Origin of the sequence: Xenorhabdus bharatensis (assembly GCF_037996705.1) — a bacterium.
GTDB lineage: Bacteria > Pseudomonadota > Gammaproteobacteria > Enterobacterales > Enterobacteriaceae > Xenorhabdus > Xenorhabdus bharatensis.
The window spans coordinates 295717-314600 of sequence record NZ_JBBMXG010000003.1; the positions used below are offsets into that span (position 1 = coordinate 295717).

General features: G+C 48.6%; 2 protein-coding genes. One reads left to right on the top strand and one right to left on the bottom strand.

The window, feature by feature from the left end; all coding sequences use genetic code 11:
* Window positions 1-21: 21 nt before the first annotated feature.
* A complete protein-coding gene (locus AAC855_RS04875) occupies window positions 22-15696 on the bottom strand; it encodes an amino acid adenylation domain-containing protein (protein WP_422824353.1) in 15675 nt (5224 codons plus the stop codon).
* Window positions 15697-16755: 1059 nt separating this feature from the next.
* Here AAC855_RS04875 and AAC855_RS04880 point away from each other — a divergent pair.
* A complete protein-coding gene (locus AAC855_RS04880; protein WP_340608541.1) occupies window positions 16756-18843 on the top strand; it encodes a prolyl oligopeptidase family serine peptidase in 2088 nt (695 codons plus the stop codon).
* Window positions 18844-18884: the final 41 nt, after the last annotated feature.

Genomic DNA, 18884 nt, shown 5'->3' on the forward strand with positions numbered 1-18884 from the left:
TCTCTCTGCAATATACCGAGATTACACCGCCTCCACTTCACAATTCATTTCCAGCGCCCTGCTTAAGCTTTTAGCCAAAATAACTTTATTGGCATTGTCCTCCATCAGGCTGAAATGATCGCCCGGTACAGGCGTTAACTGAAGCAAAGAGTCAGGTACAACCTGCTCCCAGCCTAACGATGGCTCTATACTTAAAGAAGGTAATAGAGTTTCCGTAACGAAAGGAATCAGCGGGTAAGGCTCTGTTGCGTAGAATTGGTGGAGCATTATCTCTAATACTTCTGGTTCATATGCTTTGATCATTTGCACATAATTCCCCATCTGTTCCCAACGCCTTGCGATCAAGTCAGGACGAAGATTTGCCGGATATAGCTCTAATTTCTGTGCTGCGGCAATAAATTGAACCAAACCTAATTGATCCATTTTCTGATGCAATGTTGCAATTTTCTCTTCATGCTCCCCACCCGATTGTTTTGCCAGTTCAGCAAGAAACTGGAGTTTTGGCTGAATGACTTGCTGTTTAAAGCAGTGAGGGGCTGGTGTATCAATCAGCCCCAGAAAATCAACAGTCTCACCGGTGTTCAAAAGTTGTTGAGCAATGGCATAAGCTAATACACCACCAGAAGAGTAGCCATAGATCCGATATCGACCTTCCGGTTGAACCGATTTCATAAAGGTAATCATTTTGTCGGCTAACGCTTCAATAGTTGACACCTGCTCTTCATTGATGGAAGGCCAGGGTAATACATAGATCGGATAGTCGGACTGAATATATTGTGACAACCCAAAAACATAGGAGTAGTCATTCATACCGCTGGGTACAAAGAATAGTGGTGGCTCCATTCCGGATGATCGCACAGGTATCGCGCTGCTTTGCGGTTGAGACAGTGGATCTAATGTCATTTTTGATACCAGTTCAGCCAGCACAGGGAATTGGAAGAGGTTATTCAATGTACACATCAAACCACGGTCCGCAGCAAGGCTTATCATCCGCATGGCGAGCAATGAATGCCCTCCCAATGCAAAGAAATTGTCATGCCGGCCTATTTTCTCAATCCCCAGCAATTCACACCAGATAGCTGCCAATGTTATCTCAACTTCTCCTCGTGGTGCTTCATAGGTTTGATGAGCAAAGGCGTTCTGATCAGGTTCAGGTAGCGCCCTGCGATCCAGCTTACCATTAGGAGTCAGCGGGAAAGCATCCAAACGTACAAAGGCTGCGGGTACCATATAATCAGGTAATAACGTGCTCAAATATTCCCGTAGAGGATTAACCAGCTCGTTATCTTTATTTGCCACCACATAGGCCACCAGCCGTTTATTCTGCCCTTCGCCCAGTGCCAATACGATAGCTTCACGCACTGTCGGGTACGCTGTCAGCCGGGCTTCGATTTCACCCGGTTCAATCCGGAATCCGCGTATTTTAACCTGTTGGTCATTACGACCAATAAACACCAGATTACCATCAGGTAAATAACGGGCTAAATCGCCGGTTCGGTACATCCGTGCATCCGGTGCCTGATTAAACGGGTCAACCAGAAAGCGTTCAGCCGTCAAGTCAGGGCGATTGAGGTAGCCGCGCGTTACACCGTCACCGCCAATATATATCTCCCCCATTACTCCCAATGGTACTGGCTGTCCATCATTATCCAGCAGATAAATCCGGGTGTTCGCTGTCGGGCGCCCGATAGGAATAAATCCATCTTGATAGTCTGAAGGGCAACGCCAGACGGTAGCGCATACTGTGATTTCTGTTGGGCCATAGGCATTGAATACGGTTGCCCGGTCACGCAATTGCTGGATTAACGCGGGGCTGGGAGCTTCACCACCCAATATTAAGGTTGGTCTGATATTTATCTCCGGTAAATCAGCCCCATCCCGTAGCAGTGCTGGTGTCAGACAGGCGTGAGTTATCGATTGCTCTTCCAGATAACGCCAAAAGAGATGCGGGTCCTGACGAACTGTTTCAGCAGGAATATCCAGAGTAGCGCCACCACACAAAGCCATCATAATTTCCCAGACACTGGCATCGAAGCCAAAGGAAGCGAATTGCAACATCCGGCTATGAGAATGAATATCGAACTGGCTGATTTTATCCCGAATAAGGTTAACAAATCCTCGATGTTCAACCATCACGCCTTTCGGCATTCCCGTAGAACCGGAAGTGTAAATGACATAAGCAAGATGCTGTGATGTTAACGCCGAAACCTGTGGATTATGATCCGGTCGGTCTGACCGGCTATCATCCGGGTTAACTATCGTTAAATCCGCGATGGCCTCCTCACCCAATACTGACCGACCAGTATTATCTGCCAATACCACCCGCGGAGCGGCATCATTCAGCATATAAACCAGACGATCCCCCGGATAAGAAGGGTCCAGTGGCACATATGTTCCACCTGCTTTCAATACGGCTAATAGCCCTGCTATCCGTGATGGTGAACGACTCATACAAACCACCACCCGTTGATCAGGTTGTACACCCAGTGCAATTAATTGGTGAGCCAGCCGGTTAGCGAGACTATTTAATGCCGCATAGCTAAGTGTTTGTCCTTCATGTACCACGGCGACAGCGTTCGGTGTATTTTCGGCTTGTTGCTCAAACAGTTGATGAATACATAGTTGGTCAGGGTATGGGGCTTCAGTCGCGTTCCATGTTTGCAGCAACAAATTCCGTTCTGATTCTGGGAGAATTTCCAACATCCGCACTGGCGTTTCTGGGGCCTGTTCTAGCGCCTCGACCAAACTTTCCAGCGCCCGTTGCATGTAACGACATACCCGTTCTGGATCAAATGGCCGGACAATTTGTGCCGTTAATCCCAACGCTTCGCCAAAATCTTCCACTGACAGTGTAAACGGATAGTTCGTTCGTTCCTGTGCCCCAAGGAATTCAACACCGTCCATGATTTCATTCGAAGTCACCGGCAATGCGTTATGGCGGTAGTTCAGCAAGGTGCTGAATAATGGAGTTCCGCCTTGCACTCCGCTGCAACGCTGGGCCAGTGCCAATGACGCATGTTCATGTGCCAACAACCCTGCCAGCCAGCGATGTGCCACCTGTACGCTATCTTGTACCGAAGTGTTATCCATATCCAGTCGCAGCGGTAAGGTATTGATAAACAGCCCCATGCCATTGTCGGCACCTTCACCGGCGGCCATGCGCCCGAACAGCACTGTACCGAATACGACTTTTTCCTGCCCACTGGTACGCGCCAGCACCTGCGCCCATGCTAAATGACACAAGGCGGCCAGACTAACACCCTGTCTGCGGGCCTGATTGCGTAAACGGTTATTCAATTCTGCGGTCAGCATCCGGTGAAATTCTGAGATTTGCGAACCATCATGGTGAACTTCTGTTAATCCGAAGGGCAACGTTGGTTCATTCACCTCAGCCAGCATGTCAGTAAAGAAACGAACATGCTGCTCCTGACTGACTCCTAATCGAGCCTGAGCGACCAGATTACGGAAAGGTGGCGGGACGGGCAGACTGTTTTCTTGCCCATCAAGATAGGCCTGCACTTCATGACTCATGACATCCAATGCAGTATGGTCACCAATCAGATGATGCATCAGTTGCAATACAATCCAGCGACCATCCGTTTCTTGTGCCACAACAAAACGTAGCAATGGTGCTTGCCCCAAATCAAGACGGTAGTGGCGAGGGTCAAAACGTTGATATAACTGTTCACTGACTGGCCCATCCACGGGAGCGAGAGCCAATTCAGTCACTGACAATTGTGCCTGACGGCAAACCACCTGAGCCGGAACGGATAGCCCTTCCCAGATAAAAGCAGTGCGTAAGATATCATGCCGATTAATTACTTGTTGAACGGCATTCAGATAACGGTCCAGCAAAGTCCGGTTCGCAAAAGCCATCTGACCAGCCAGTAAATACGGATCGCCTTCTTTTGCCAGCAAATGGTGGAACAGAATGCCATCCTGTAGCGGCGACAACGCATAGATATCCTGAATATTAGCAATCCCACCCGGTATCTGTTCGACGATGTGATCAATCTCTGGCTGAGTGAGATCAATTAACGGTAACATTGCCGGTGTTAACGCTGCCGTTTCCGGTGTAATCACATTGGCTGGTACACCTTCACCCTGATTTTTCGTCAGAGTTTGCGCCAGTTCAGACAGCACAGGAGATTGGAATAAATCACGTACTGCCAGCGTTAAGCCCAGACTACGCAAACGCTCGACCATACGCACCGCGAGCAATGAATGCCCACCCAACGCGAAGAAGCTGTCATGTCGGCTGATTTGCTCAACGCCCAGTAAATCACGCCAGATAGCAGCAAGGGCGATTTCTGTTTCTCCCTGTGGCTGTGCGTAAACCTGACGCGCAAATGCGTCTTCTCCCGGCATCGGTAATGCCCGGCGATCCAGTTTACCGTTAGGAGTCAATGGGAAAGCCTCTAGACGTACAAAGGCTGAGGGCACCATATAATCAGGCAATAACGAGCTCAAATGTTCACGCAGAAGGCTAACCAGCCCATCATTCTCTTCTGCCACCACATAAGCCACCAGCCGTTTATCCTGTTCATGGCCCAGTGCCAGAACTAATGCTTCCCGTACTGCGGCGTGTTCGGTCAGCCGGGCTTCAATTTCCCCCGGCTCAATCCGGAATCCACGGATTTTAATCTGTTGATCGTTACGACCAACAAAGACCAGATTCCCGTCCGGCAGGTAACGAACCAGATCGCCGGTTCGGTACATACGCGCATTCGGTTTATTGCTAAATGGATCTGTCATGAAGTGTTCAGCCGTCAATTCAGGACGATTGAGGTAGCCACGCGTGACACCGTCACCGCCAATATACAACTCACCTATCGCTCCCAAAGGAACTGGCTGGTGGCAGGTATCCAACAGATAAATCCGGGTGTTAGCAGTTGGGCGTCCGATAGGGATTTGCTCTCCCTGATAGTCTGGCAGACAGTGCCAAGCGGTCGCGCAAATGGTTATTTCTGTCGGGCCATAGGCATTAAATACGGTTGCCTGACTGCTTAATGCCCGGATAAGTAACGGACCGGGGGCTTCACCGCCTAAAATGACAGTCGGTTTTATCGTTAATGCCGGTAAATCAGCGCCGTCCCGCAGCAAAGCCGGTGTCAGACAAGCGTGAGTGATTGCCTGTTCTTCCAGATAATGCCAGAGACGACACGGATCCTGACGAACGGTATTGTCCGGAAGAACCAGACTGGCGCCGCTTCCCAATGCCATCATAATTTCCCAGACACTGGCATCGAAACCAAATGAAGCGAATTGCAACATCCGGCTCTGGGAGTGAATACCAAACTGGCTGATTTTATCCCGAATCAGGTTGACGACCCCTTGATGTTCGACCATGACCCCTTTTGGCTTACCCGTAGAGCCAGAGGTGTAGATCACATACGCCAGATGACCAGAGGTTAATGCAGCAATTTGCGGGTTATTTTGTAGATTGCTATCCAGTTGTTCGGGTAATGAATTCGGGTCAAGTACAATTAACTGCGAAAGCATTTGCGTGGGTTGCTCGTCTTGTGCTTGAACCGATATCTGTTCTTGAACTGATAGCGCTGAACGTCCGGTATTATCAGCCAGTAAGATAGCGGGTTCAGCATCGCACAAAATATGCTTCAGGCGCTCGCCCGCATAAGCCGGATCCAATGGTACGTAAGCGCCACCCGCTTTTAATACTGCCAATAAACCAACTATCCGCGCAGGTGTATTTGCCATGCAAATCGCTACCCGTTGATCCGGTACAATGCCCAGTTCGATAAGCTGGTGGGCCAGCCGGTTAGATCGAACATTCAATTCTGCGTAGCTAACAGATTGATCTTCATACACTAACGCGGTAGCGTCCGGAGCGCTCTCAACCTGTTGCTCAAACAATTGATGGATACATAGCTGGTCAGGGTATGCGGCTTCTGTCTTGTTCCATGTTTGCAGCAGCAAATTACGTTCTGACTCCGGCAGGATGTCCAACATCTGTACCGGCGTTTCCGGTGCCTGCTCAAGCGCTTCAGTCAGGCTTTCCAACGCCTGTTGCATATAATCACACAGTTTTTCCGAATCAAATGGCTGCACTACCTGAGCAGTCAGCCCTAAATCAGAACCACCATCTTCTACTGACAACACAAACGGGTAATTAGTCCGTTCCTGAGCATCAAGAAACTCAATTCCGCTGGTGGATTCATCCGGCATGACTGGTTGTGTATTATGTCGATAATTCAGCAGCGCGTTAAACAGCGGTGTTCCACTGGCGACGCCACTACAACGCTGCGCCAGTGCCAGTGAAGCATGTTCATGTGCTAATAATCCCGCCAATCGTGCATGGGCGATCTGCACACTCTCCAACACAGAGGTTTCGTCCATATCCAAACGTAATGGTAAGGTATTAATGAACAGCCCCATGCCATTATCAGCACCTTCTCCCGCAGCCATGCGTCCGAATAATACCGTGCCGAACACCACTTTCTTCTGGCCGCTTGTGCGCGACAGCACCTGCGCCCAAGCCAGATGGCAAAGTGCAGCCACGCTGACCCCCAAACGCCGGGCCTGATGACGCAAACGGCGATTCAGCGCAGATGTTAGCATTCTATGTGATTCCGCCACTTTCGAGCCGTCATGATGAACCTCCGCCCATCCGAACGGCAACGTTGGTTCATCCACTGCTTTCAGCATATCGGTAAAGAAACGGGTATGCTCCGGCTGGCTGGTTCCTAGCCGGGCCTGCGCCACTAAATGACGGAAAGGTGTCGAAGCCGGCAGGCTGTCTCCCCGCCCGGCCAGATACGCCTGTACTTCACTGTTCATCACCTCCAGCGTGGTATGATCACCAATCAGATGATGCAGCAGTTGCAGCAGGATCCAGCGGCCATCGGTATTCTGAGCAATGACAAAACGCAGCAATGGCGCTTTATTCAGGTCAATACGGTGCTGGCGCGGATCAAAGCGTTGAGCTAATTGGTCACTGATCGGCCCGTCAGCCGGATCGAGTGTCAGCTCTGTGATGAATAAAGACACCTGACGACAAACGACCTGAGCCGGAACGGATAACCCTTCCCAAATAAAAGCAGTACGCAGAATATCATGGCGGTCAACGACTTGTTGAACGGCACTCAGATAACGGTTCAGCAAAGACCGATCCGCAAAAGCCTGTTGGGTTATCAGGAGGTAAGGATCGCCCTCTTTTGCCAGCAAATGGTGGAACAGAATGCCATCCTGTAGCGGCGACAACGCATAGATATCCTGAATATTGGCAATCCCACCCGGTACTTGTTCAACTATGCAGTCAATCTCTGGCTGAGTCAGATCAATCAGCGGCAGCATCTCCGGCGTCAGCGTCATCGTATCGGGTGTAATGCTGTTTTCAGGTATTGTGATTTCACAATGTTGCGCCAGTGACTGAGCTAAAATGCAGAGTGTCGGTGATTCGAATAATGTTTGAATCGATAAGCCCAGCCCCCTATTCCGTAAGCGTTCAATCATCCGTACAGCGAGCAAAGAGTGGCCACCCAACGCAAAGAAACTGTCATGCCGGCTTATTTGTTCAACCTCCAGTAACTCGCTCCAGATAGTGGCAAGCGCACGTTCCGCTTCCCCTTGCGGGGCTTCATAAACCTGACGAGCAAAAGCATGTTGATCGGGAGCCGGTAACGCCTGCCGATCCAATTTACCATTAGGGGTCAGCGGGAAGGCATCCAGACGCACAAAAGCCGCCGGCACCATATAATCAGGTAAGATAGTCCCCAAATGTTCACGTAGGCTGGTGGCCAGTTCGTGACTCGTTTTATTTGCCGCGATATAGGCTTTATTTGTCACTATATAAGCAACCAGACGCTTATCCTGACCCTCCCCCAGAGCCAGTACCAATGCTTCACTGACTGCCGGATATTCGGTCAAATGCGCCTCAATTTCTCCCGGCTCAATCCGGAATCCACGAATTTTCACCTGTTGGTCATTGCGGCCAACAAAGACCAGATTGCCATCCGGTAGATAACGGACTAAATCCCCTGAACGATACATACGAGCATCGGCATCATCACTAAACGGATCCGGTAAGAAACGTTCGGCGGTCAAATCAGGGCGATTGAGATAACCACGGGCCACACCGACTCCGCTGATATATAACTCACCTACCGCACCCTGCGGTACTGGCTGGCCATATTTGTCCAACAAATAAATGCGTTTGTTAACGGTTGGTTTGCCGATAGGAATGAATCTCCCCGCATAATCTGACGGACAGTTCCAGATGGTGGCACCGACGGTGATTTCTGTCGGGCCATACGCATTGAACAAATTAGCCCGGCCGCATAATGCCTTAAATAAGGCAGAAGCCGGTGTTTCTCCTGCGAAGATTAATGTGGGTTTTATGGCTATTTCCGGCAAACCAGCACCATCATGAAACATAGCCGGAGTCAAACACGCGTGCGTGACCGATTGCTCTTCCAGATAATGCCAGAGACGATGAGCATCCTGCCGGATAGTTTCTGTCGGAATAATCAGCATAGCCCCACTGCTCAGCGCCATCATGATTTCCCAGACACTGGCATCAAAACCAAATGAAGCAAACTGCAATACCCGACTGGTTGCACTGATATTAAGCCGGGTACTTTGTTCCAGCGTCAGGTTAACCACCCCCTGATGCTCAATCATCACCCCTTTCGGTTTACCCGTGGAGCCAGAGGTATAGATCACATACGCCAAGTGCTTAGAGGTCAGTTCAGGGACACTCGGATTGTTGTCAGGCTGGTGGGCCTGAGTATTTGGATCGAGTACAGTCAGTACTTTCAGTGCTTCTTCACCCAGCGCCGACCGACCAGTATCATCCGCCAGCAAAATAGTGGGTGCAGCATCAGTGAGCAGATAAGCCAAACGCTCACCCGGATAGGCCGGATCCAATGGCACATAAGCCCCGCCCGCTTTCAACACCGCCAACAAGCTCACTATTCTCTCTGGTGAACGTGTCACACAAATCGCTACAGGCTGATCTGGAATGACACCTAATGCCATTAATTGATGCGCTAATCGGTTAGATCGGGCATTCAATTCAGCATAACTCACAGTCTGGTTTTCATACCTTACCGCAATGGCGTCCGGAGTTTTTTCTACCTGTTGTTCAAACATCTGATGGATGCACAACTGTTCAGGATATGGCGCTACGGGCGCATTCCAGGTTTCCAGCAATAGTGCCCGCTCGGCAGGTGATAAAATATCCACGGTAGTGATGGATTGTTGAGGACAGTTTACCATTGCCCGTAATAAGGTCTGTAAATAGCCGACCTGCCTTTCAATGGTTTCAGAATCAAATAAGGCAGAAGAATAATTCAGCTCCCCAACAACCTCTCCCGCCTTTTCCGTCAGTTCCAGTTGTAGATCGAATTTAGCGATATCGTATCCCTGTACAACGGGAGTCACCTCCAGGCCCGGTAGTTGCCACTCTTGCGTATCATTCTCCTGCCAGGCAAACATAACCTGAAATAGCGGAGTATGTTCTGGTCTGCGTGGCGGTTGTACGAGTTCAACCACTTGCTCAAAAGGCAGATCCTGATGCTCTTGTGCGCTCAGTGTCGTCTGCCGCACACGCCGAAGTAGCGTCTCCATGTCTAATGTGCCGAATGCATCCGTACTGGATAAATCAATACGCAATGCCAGTGTATTGACAAAAAAACCGATCAGTGGCTCGATTTCCCGCCGATTGCGGTTGGCACTCGGTATGCCAATCACCAGATCATCCTGCCCGGACAGACGCGACAATAATGCCGCCCAAGCCGTCAGCAATATCATGAATAGTGTGCTGTCATGTTGCTGCCCCAGCTGTTTCAGTTCCTGTACCAACGTAGCATCAATCTTTACAGGTATCCGACCGCCACTGAATGATTGTCGTGAAGGACGGGGGCGATCTGTCGGTAATTCCAGTAATATCGGCGCATCAGCCAGCTTACTACGCCAGTAGTCACTGTGCGCCCGCATTTTTTCATCAGAGAATACTTTACGTTGCCAAGCGGCATAATCAGGATATTGAATAACTAAAGGAGGTAATGGGTCAGGCTGATCCTTCACACAAGCCGAATAAAGAGCACTCAGCTCTGATTTCAATATTTCTAACGACCAACCATCAGACACAATGTGATGCTGAGTCAGTAAGAAAACATAATCCTCATCAGCCCGCTGTATGAGTGCACAACGGATTAAAGGGCCACGAGTAAGATCAAATGCTGTTTCTGCTTCCTGTGTGCACAAAATTTTAAGCTGCTTATCTACGTCAGGCAGATTACGCAGGTCATATTGTTTCATCGGCAGAGTCAGTGCCGCTGGCAACAGTTCAATCTGAGGCTGACCGTTAACCGTAATGAAGACGGAACGCAGTGCTTCATGGCGGGCAAACAGACGGTTCAAAGCCTGTTGCCATGCGGTAATATTAAGCTGACCCCGCAAGTACAGTGCCAGCGGAATATGATAGGTATCACTGACGCCATCAAACTGCGCCAGAAACCATAAACGCTGCTGAGCAAATGACAACGGTAAAGGACTATTATTATGACCACGGGGGACGGGGATAATGTCAGATATGTTATCCCTTTCTTCATTACGCTGCGTACTGATTTTCTCCGCAAAGGCTATCAGTGACGGTGAGGTAAATAAGGCTGCCAACGGCAGTTCAACACCGAAAGCCGCAAGGCGATTCATCACCCGTACGGCCAGCAGTGAATGACCACCTAATGCAAAAAAGTTGTCATATCGGCTGATCTGCTCAATGCCTAATAATTCACTCCAGATAGCCGCCAGTGTAGTTTCTGTTTCCCCTTGTGGTGCTACATAAATCTGACGGGCAAATGCGCTCTGTTCCGGTACTGGCAATGCCTGTCGATCCAATTTACCGTTCGGTGTCAGCGGGAAAGCATCCAGACGAACAAAAGCTGCCGGCACCATATAATCAGGCAGAATAGCACTCAGATGTTCACGTAGACGGATAGCTAATCCGTTATCATTTTCTGCCTCAACACCATCTGCCTCAACATCTTCTGTCACAACATAAGCGATCAGGCGTTTTTCCTGCCCGTCCCCCTGTGCCAGTACCCACGCTTCACGTACCGCCGGATATTCTGTTAACCGGGCTTCAATCTCACCCGGTTCAATCCGGAAACCACGGATTTTCACCTGTTGATCATTGCGGCCAATAAAGACCAGATTGCCATCGGGTAAATAACGAGCCAAATCACCCGTGCGGTACATACGCGCATCAACAACGTGAGTAAATGGATCTGCCAGAAAACGTTCGTCAGTCAGATCAGGGCGATTGAGATAACCACGCGTTACACCGTCACCGCCAATATATAACTCTCCCACTGCACCTAATGGCACGGGTTGGCCATTATCGTCCAGCAGATAAAAACGGGTATTCGCTGTCGGACGCCCGATAGGTGCCAATGTATCAGTATAATTTAACGGACAACGCCAATGACTGGCACATACGGTAATTTCTGTCGGGCCATAAGCATTAAACACGGTTGCCTGACGGCTCAATGACTGGAGGAGTGTTGGAATGGGGGCTTCACCCCCTAATATTAGGGTCGGATTCATCGTTAGTACGGGTAAATCCGTACCGTCACGTAACAGAGCCGGAGTCAGACAAGAGTGCGTTACCGATTGTTCTTCCAGAAAATGCCAGAGGCGCTGAGGATCCTGACGAACTCTATCAGCCGGAATAACCAGATTAGCGCCACTACTCAACACCATCATGGTTTCCCAGACACTGGCATCAAAACCAAATGAAGCAAATTGCAATACCCTGCTACCGGAATGAATCCCAAACTGGCTGATTTTATCCTGAATAAGATTGACCAACCCTCGATGTTCAACCATCACCCCTTTGGGCATACCAGTTGAACCGGAGGTGTAAATCACACAGGCCAGATGGTGTGAGGTTAGCGCCAATATCTGTGGGTTATTGTCTGGTTGATTGGGTAAAGCATCGGGTAAGATACTTGGTTCAAGCAAAGTCAGCCCGATAAGCGTTTCTTCACCTAACGCAATGCGTCCGGTTTCATCCGTTAATAGGATTGAGGGAGCTGCATCATTCAGGATATGTGTCAAACGTTCACCCGGATAAGCGGGATCGAGTGGAACATAAACGCCCCCCGCTTTCAGTACTGCCAGCAAGCTCACCACTCGCACCAGAGAGCTAGCCATGCAGATCGCCACCCGTTGTTCCGGTGCCATTCCTAATGCAATCAGTTGATGGGCTAATCGGTTGGCATGAGCATTCAATTCCGCATAGCTAAGTGTCTGCCCTTCATATACCAACGCGGTAGCATCCGGTGTTTTTCCGACCTGCTGTTCAAATAACTGATGAATACATAACTGATCAGGATAGACTGTTTCAGTTGCGTTCCAGTCTTCCAGCAACAATGTACGTTCCGTTTCAGGCAAAATATTCAGTGCCCGTACCGGTGTTTCCGGTGCCCGTTCCAACGCTTCTGCCAGACTTTCCAGCGCCTGTTGCATATAACCACATATCCGATCCGGCTCAAACGGCTGTACTACCTGCGCCGTCAGCCCCAGTGTAGAACCGCCATCCTCTACTGACAGTACAAGTGGATAGTTAGTCCGCTCCTGTTCCCCTAAAAATTCAATCCCCGGTAAGACCTCATGCGGAATAATCGGTTGATCATTATGCCGATAGTTCAACAATGCACTGAACAGTGGCGTACCACCAGCGATGCCACTACAACGTTGAGCCTGCGCCAGTGAGGCATGTTCATAATCCAGTAACCGAGCCAGACGGGATTGTGCCAACCGTATACTGTTATGTACCGATGTATCATCGATGTCCAGCCGCAGTGGTAAGGTATTGATAAACAACCCCATACCATTATCAGCCCCTTCCCCCGCCGCCATGCGTCCGAACAGTACAGTGCCAAATACCACTTTGCTCTGCCCGCTGGTGCGCGCTAGTACCTGTGCCCAAGCCAAATGGCACAAGGTCGCCACACTCACGCCCAGACGCTTTGCCTGCTGACGGAGACGATGATTTAATTCCGGCGACAGCATCCGGTGTGATTGGGTTACCTGCGAACCATCACGATGTATCTCGGTTAAGCCAAATGGCAGCGTTGGCTCATCGACATCAGCCAGCATGTCGGTAAAGAAACGGGTATGTTCTGTCTGATTGCGGTTCAATCTGGCTTGTGCCACCAGATTACGAAATGGTACCGGTACCGGCAAATTATCACCCTGACCGGCAAGAAAAACCTGCACTTCGCGGTGCATGACTTCCATTGTCGTATGGTCGCCAATCAGGTGATGCTGTAACTGCAATACATGCCAGCGACCATCGCTCTCTTGTGAAACGACAAAGCGCAACAATGGCGCCTGATTCAGTTCAAAGCGATACCGGCGTGGATCAAAACAATGGGCCAATTGCTCATTGACTGGGCCATCCGCTGAGGACAAAGTCAATTCAGTGACCGATAAAGGCCCATGACGCCAGACTACCTGTGCAGGTGTAGACAATCCCTGCCAGACAAAAGCGGTTCGCAGGATATCATGGCGATCAACCACCTTTTGTACGGCCGCCAGATAGCGATCAAGCAGCGTACGGTCAGAAAAAATCATCGGATACGCCAGCAAATACGGGTCACCTTCTTTTGCCAGCAAATGATGGAATAGAATACCGTCCTGTAATGGTGACAGGGCATAAATATCCTGAATATTCGCAATCCCGCCCGGTACTTGCTCAACAATGAGGTCAATCTCAGACTGGTTCAGATCAATCAGTGGCAACATTGCCGGAGTGAGCATCGTGGTCGCCGGAATAATCGTATTCGGTGGTATCACTACCGCCTGATGTTGCTCCAAAGTCTGAGCCAGTTCTGACAGAACCGGACGCTGGAATAAATTACTGGCAGCCAGTGTTAACCCCAGACTGTGCAGGCGTTCAATCATCCGTACACCAAGCAATGAATGACCGCCAAGAGCAAAGAAACTGTCGTGTCGGCTAATTCGCTGTATACCCAGTAATTCACGCCAAAGAGTCGCCAGTACCGTCTCCATTTCTCCCTGAGGAGCTTCATAGATCTGGCGGGCGAAGTCGTCTTCTCCCGGAGTCGGTAATGCCCGACGATCCAATTTGCCATTCGGCGTCAGTGGAAACTCATCCAGACGAACAAAGGCTGCCGGCACCATATAATCCGGTAACCGTGTACTCAGGTGTTCACGCAGGCGAGTCGCTAACCCGTGATTATCTTGAGTCAACACATAGGCAATAAGTTGTTTGTCCTGCCCCTCTCCTGAAGCCAACACGACGGCTTCACGTATCGCCGGATATTCCACCAGCCGGGTTTCAATTTCCCCCGGTTCAATCCGGAAACCACGGATTTTAACCTGTTGGTCATTACGCCCAAGAAACTCCAAATTGCCATCCGGCAGATAACGAGCCAGATCTCCGGTTCGGTACATGCGAGCATTTGCTTTCTCACTAAACGGATCGATGAGAAAGCGCTCAGCGTTCAATTCCGGGCGATTGAAATAACCACAGGCTACGCCATCACCCCCGATATAAATTTCACCCGTCATTCCCGGTGCTGTCGGTTGCCCATCCGAGTCCAGCAAATAAACGCGAGTGTTGGCAATGGGCCGACCAATAGGAATAGCGGTTATTCCCGATACTTCCTGAATATGGTAAGTCGTCGTAAAGGTGGTTCCCTCACTTGGCCCATAAGCATTCAATAATTTTTGTGGCGGATTTTTACGCAGCACCTGAGCAATAATATGCGGGTCGAGGACATCTCCCCCAACCAGCAATAACTTAAGCTGAGGCAGCACTGGGGATAACTCGTCAGCCAGCCGGTTAAACAGCCCGACGCTCATCCATAGAATGGTAATACTATGTGCCTGTAACGCCTGAACAAAATCCCGTGGCGTCAGCAACGTAGTATGATCGATAACCACCAGCGCAGCTCCGTTGAGCAGCGGTGCCCAGACTTCAAAAGTACTGGCATCGAAAGCCGGATTAGCGGCAAAAGCAATGCGGTCATCAGATTTAATATCAGCATAACCATTATTAATCACCAGCCGGACAACAGCCCGGTGCGGCACAATGACGCCTTTCGGTAGACCCGTCGAACCAGAGGTATACATGATATACGCTGGCCCGGTACTGGTCCCCCGTAAATCAGGATTGCGATATTCTTCTTTTCCAATAGGTTCTGTTGCGAGAGTAAGACTGAGCCGTGGAATAACTAATTCAGGTGGGATCACCATTTGCATATCAGTCAACAGTAATTTGGCGGAACAATCGTTTATCAGCCAGTTTTTCCGTTCATCCGGTACATTGGGATCAATAGGAACATAAACGGCACCAGACTTAATAATAGCTAACTGAGCTACCACCAATTCAATTGAACGCTCCAACAGAATCGCGACATGATCACCCGGACAAATACCCTGTTCAATCAGTTGAGTCGCTAACTTGTTAGCCTGAGCATTCAGCTCCGTATAATTCAGTATTTGATTGCCGGCAATTAATGCTATAGCAGTTGGCGTTTTTTCAGCCTGTTGTTCAAATAACTGATGAATACATAAATGGTCAGGATACGGGGTTTCCGTGGAGTTGCAAATTTCCGGCAACAGAGAATATTCAGTCTCAGATAAGCCATTAAACTTTCCTGTAAATATGTCATCACTCATTTTTTTTGACGACATATCCACTACCCCAGCTTCAAGAATATTATTCTTGCTGGTCATGCTGTCTTTCATTTTTTTACTACCTCAACGAATCTATTGGATATTTGAAAACTGTTATATCTGTTGTTTTTAAATTTCTTATTTACGTTCAGTGACTATCGCAATTGTTTTTATTTTTCTGGGAAAATAACAACGGGCATACCGAGTGTCGAAAGATACTCAGGAAACATTTTCTCTCAGGTATTAGTTTTTTCTATTCCGGTTAATAATCTGCCAACCAAAAATCAGGCAAAAGTTATCCCCGTCACGACGGAATAAACAGCTCGCTTAATAAATTGGGATAATTTATTTCATTTTTTCCCTGTTCTTAGATAAACGTCTTTGATCTACCGCAATTTTTATTAATAGACGCTTACTTAGACAACTAAATAAAAATGAATTGATTGAATATATCGACAGGAACCCTTGGCAAGTCATTGCTGTATTTTTCACATTTATAATTAATATCAAAAATAAACTATTTCATTTGAAATCAGATAGTTAAAAAATAACAAAATTCTATTTTGTCATTACCAAATTTAGTCAATGATTTAAATCATGAGTAAATTTAGTGCCAAAATGAAACGATCACAATTATAAAATAATTCTCGGTATATTATTTTATATTAATAAAAAACATTTTGAACATGACCCCTTGTTGATATTAACACCTAAAATATACAGTCATGATAATAAAAAATGATATAGATAATCACTTGACAGAATATAACAAAGACTCATCGAGGCGAAAAAACAAACAATATAAATCGCTGTTCTGGCGACGATATCTAGAAATCCTCAGTGTTTTAACATTATAAAAATCAATATAAGAATAAAATAACGTTAACATTAGAGATATAATGCTGCCTGAAAGCCCTATTTATTCACGTAAGGAAAATGTTTCCTGATTTTCCTACGCTGGAATATATGTTGGAAATAACGCTTATTTTATTTTTCACTATTAGAAGGAGCTTGATTTTGCCAGTTACTAATCGACGTAAGTTTATTAAAATCTGTGCGCAAACCGCAGGAGGAGTCTTCGCAATGGCGGCACTACCCGGCAGTATTCGTCTGGCGATAGGCGCAGACAACGGAGCAGTCACCAGCGATGAATTTCTGTGGCTGGAAGATCTACAGGGTGAGACCGCGCAACGGTGGGTAAAGCAGGAAAACCAACGCACCATCGCGCGTTATACTCAGGGGGATAACTTCCGTAAGTTAGAACAGCAGGTACTGAATATCCTTAATAAAGACACTCGGATCCCGTGGGTCAATAAGCATGGCGATTACTACTATAATTTCTGGCAGGATCAGGCTAACCCTCGCGGCCTGCTCCGGCGCACCACACTGCAAGAGTACCGTAAGACCAAACCGGCATGGGAAACTGTGCTAGATATTGACGCACTGGGTAAGGCAGAAGGTACGGATTGGCTCTACCACGGTTTACAGCCTCTGGCACCAGAATATCGCTATTGCCTGATGAAACTGTCACCGGACGGAGGAGACGCTGTCGAAATCCGTGAATTTGATCTGGAGAATAAGCGATTCGTTGAGAATGGATTCAATGTCCCCGTAGCCAAAAGCAGAGTGTCGTGGATTGATAAAGACACCGTGTTTATCGCTACTGATTTTGGTCCCGGTTCAATGACTCAGTCCGGCTATGCGCGAATCGCTAAACGCTGGCAGCGTGGTACACCATTGAGTGCAGCCGAAACACTGTATGAAGCCAAGCCGGAAGATATGGCGGTATTCGCCTATCGTGAGCGCACTCCCGGCTTTGAGCGTGATTATGTAGGCCGTAGTCTGGATTTTTATCGTCGTGAATATTTCTTACTGACAAAACAGAATCAGAAAGTCAGGATTGATATCCCTGAAGACGCAGAAATTAATAGCCACCGTGAATGGCTTTTGATAAGACCGAGTAAAGACTGGGATGTGGGAGGGAAACGCTATCCGTCCGGTGCTTTGCTGGCAGCGAACTTCGACGATTATTTGGCAGGTAAGCGTGAGTTACAGGTGCTTTTCACGCCCAATGAGCAGACAGCGCTGAGTGGCTACAGTAGTACGCGCGATCACCTTATCCTCAGCATTATGGATAATGTCGTAAACCGGCTTGAAGTATTAACGCCGCAGGGTAATAGCTGGCAACGGCAACCTCTGGGCAATCCGGGTAGCATGAGCAATATTTCCGCCACCGGTATTGATGAGGAAACCAATGATTACTTCCTGACTATCAATAATTTCCTGCATCCGGCCTCGCTGTATATAGGCAACCTTGACGGCAGTGAAGCGGAACTATTGAAACAGGGACCGAAGGATTTTGATGCTGACAACTATCAGGTCAGCCAACATTTCGCCCGCTCCAAAGACGGAACCCGTGTGCCCTATTTCCAGATCTCAGCTAAAGGTCTGAAACTGAACGGCAGCAATCCGACACTGCTGAACGGTTACGGGGGCTTTGAAATATCGCTACTGCCAAACTATATAGGCACAGAAGGACCAACTTGGCTGGAGCGTGGGGGTGTTTATGTTGTCGCCAATATCCGTGGTGGTGGTGAATATGGCCCGGCTTGGCATCAGGCTGCACTCATGCAAAATCGCCACCGTGCCTATGAAGATTTCGCGGCGGTAGCGCAAGATCTGATTGCACGAAAAGTCACATCATCAAAACATCTTGCAGCCCGTGGCCGTAGCAATGGTGGTTTATTGGTCGGCAATATGCTGACGCTGTATCCGCAATTGTTCGGTTGTATAGTCTGTGGTGTGCCTTTGTTAGACATGCAACGTTATAGCCAACTTTCCGCGGGTGCCTCATGGATTGCCGAATACGGCGATCCGAGCCAGCCGGATCAATGGGCATATATCAAAACTTTCTCGCCGTATCACAATATTAAGGAACAGGTAACCTACCCGCCCGTACTGTTCTACACCGCAACCAGTGACGACAGAGTCCATCCGTCGCATGCCCGTAAAATGGCAGCACGTATGCAAAAGATGGGTTACCAGCAGGTATATTTTTATGAAAATACCGAGGGAGGACACAGCGCTGCGGCCGATAAAAAGCAGACGGCATTCCAGAATGCAATGATCAGTGAATTTATGTGGTCTCATCTGAACAGCAAGGTGATGTGAACGTAAGGTGAACAGTTCTGCGTTATTAGTTTTGACAATCT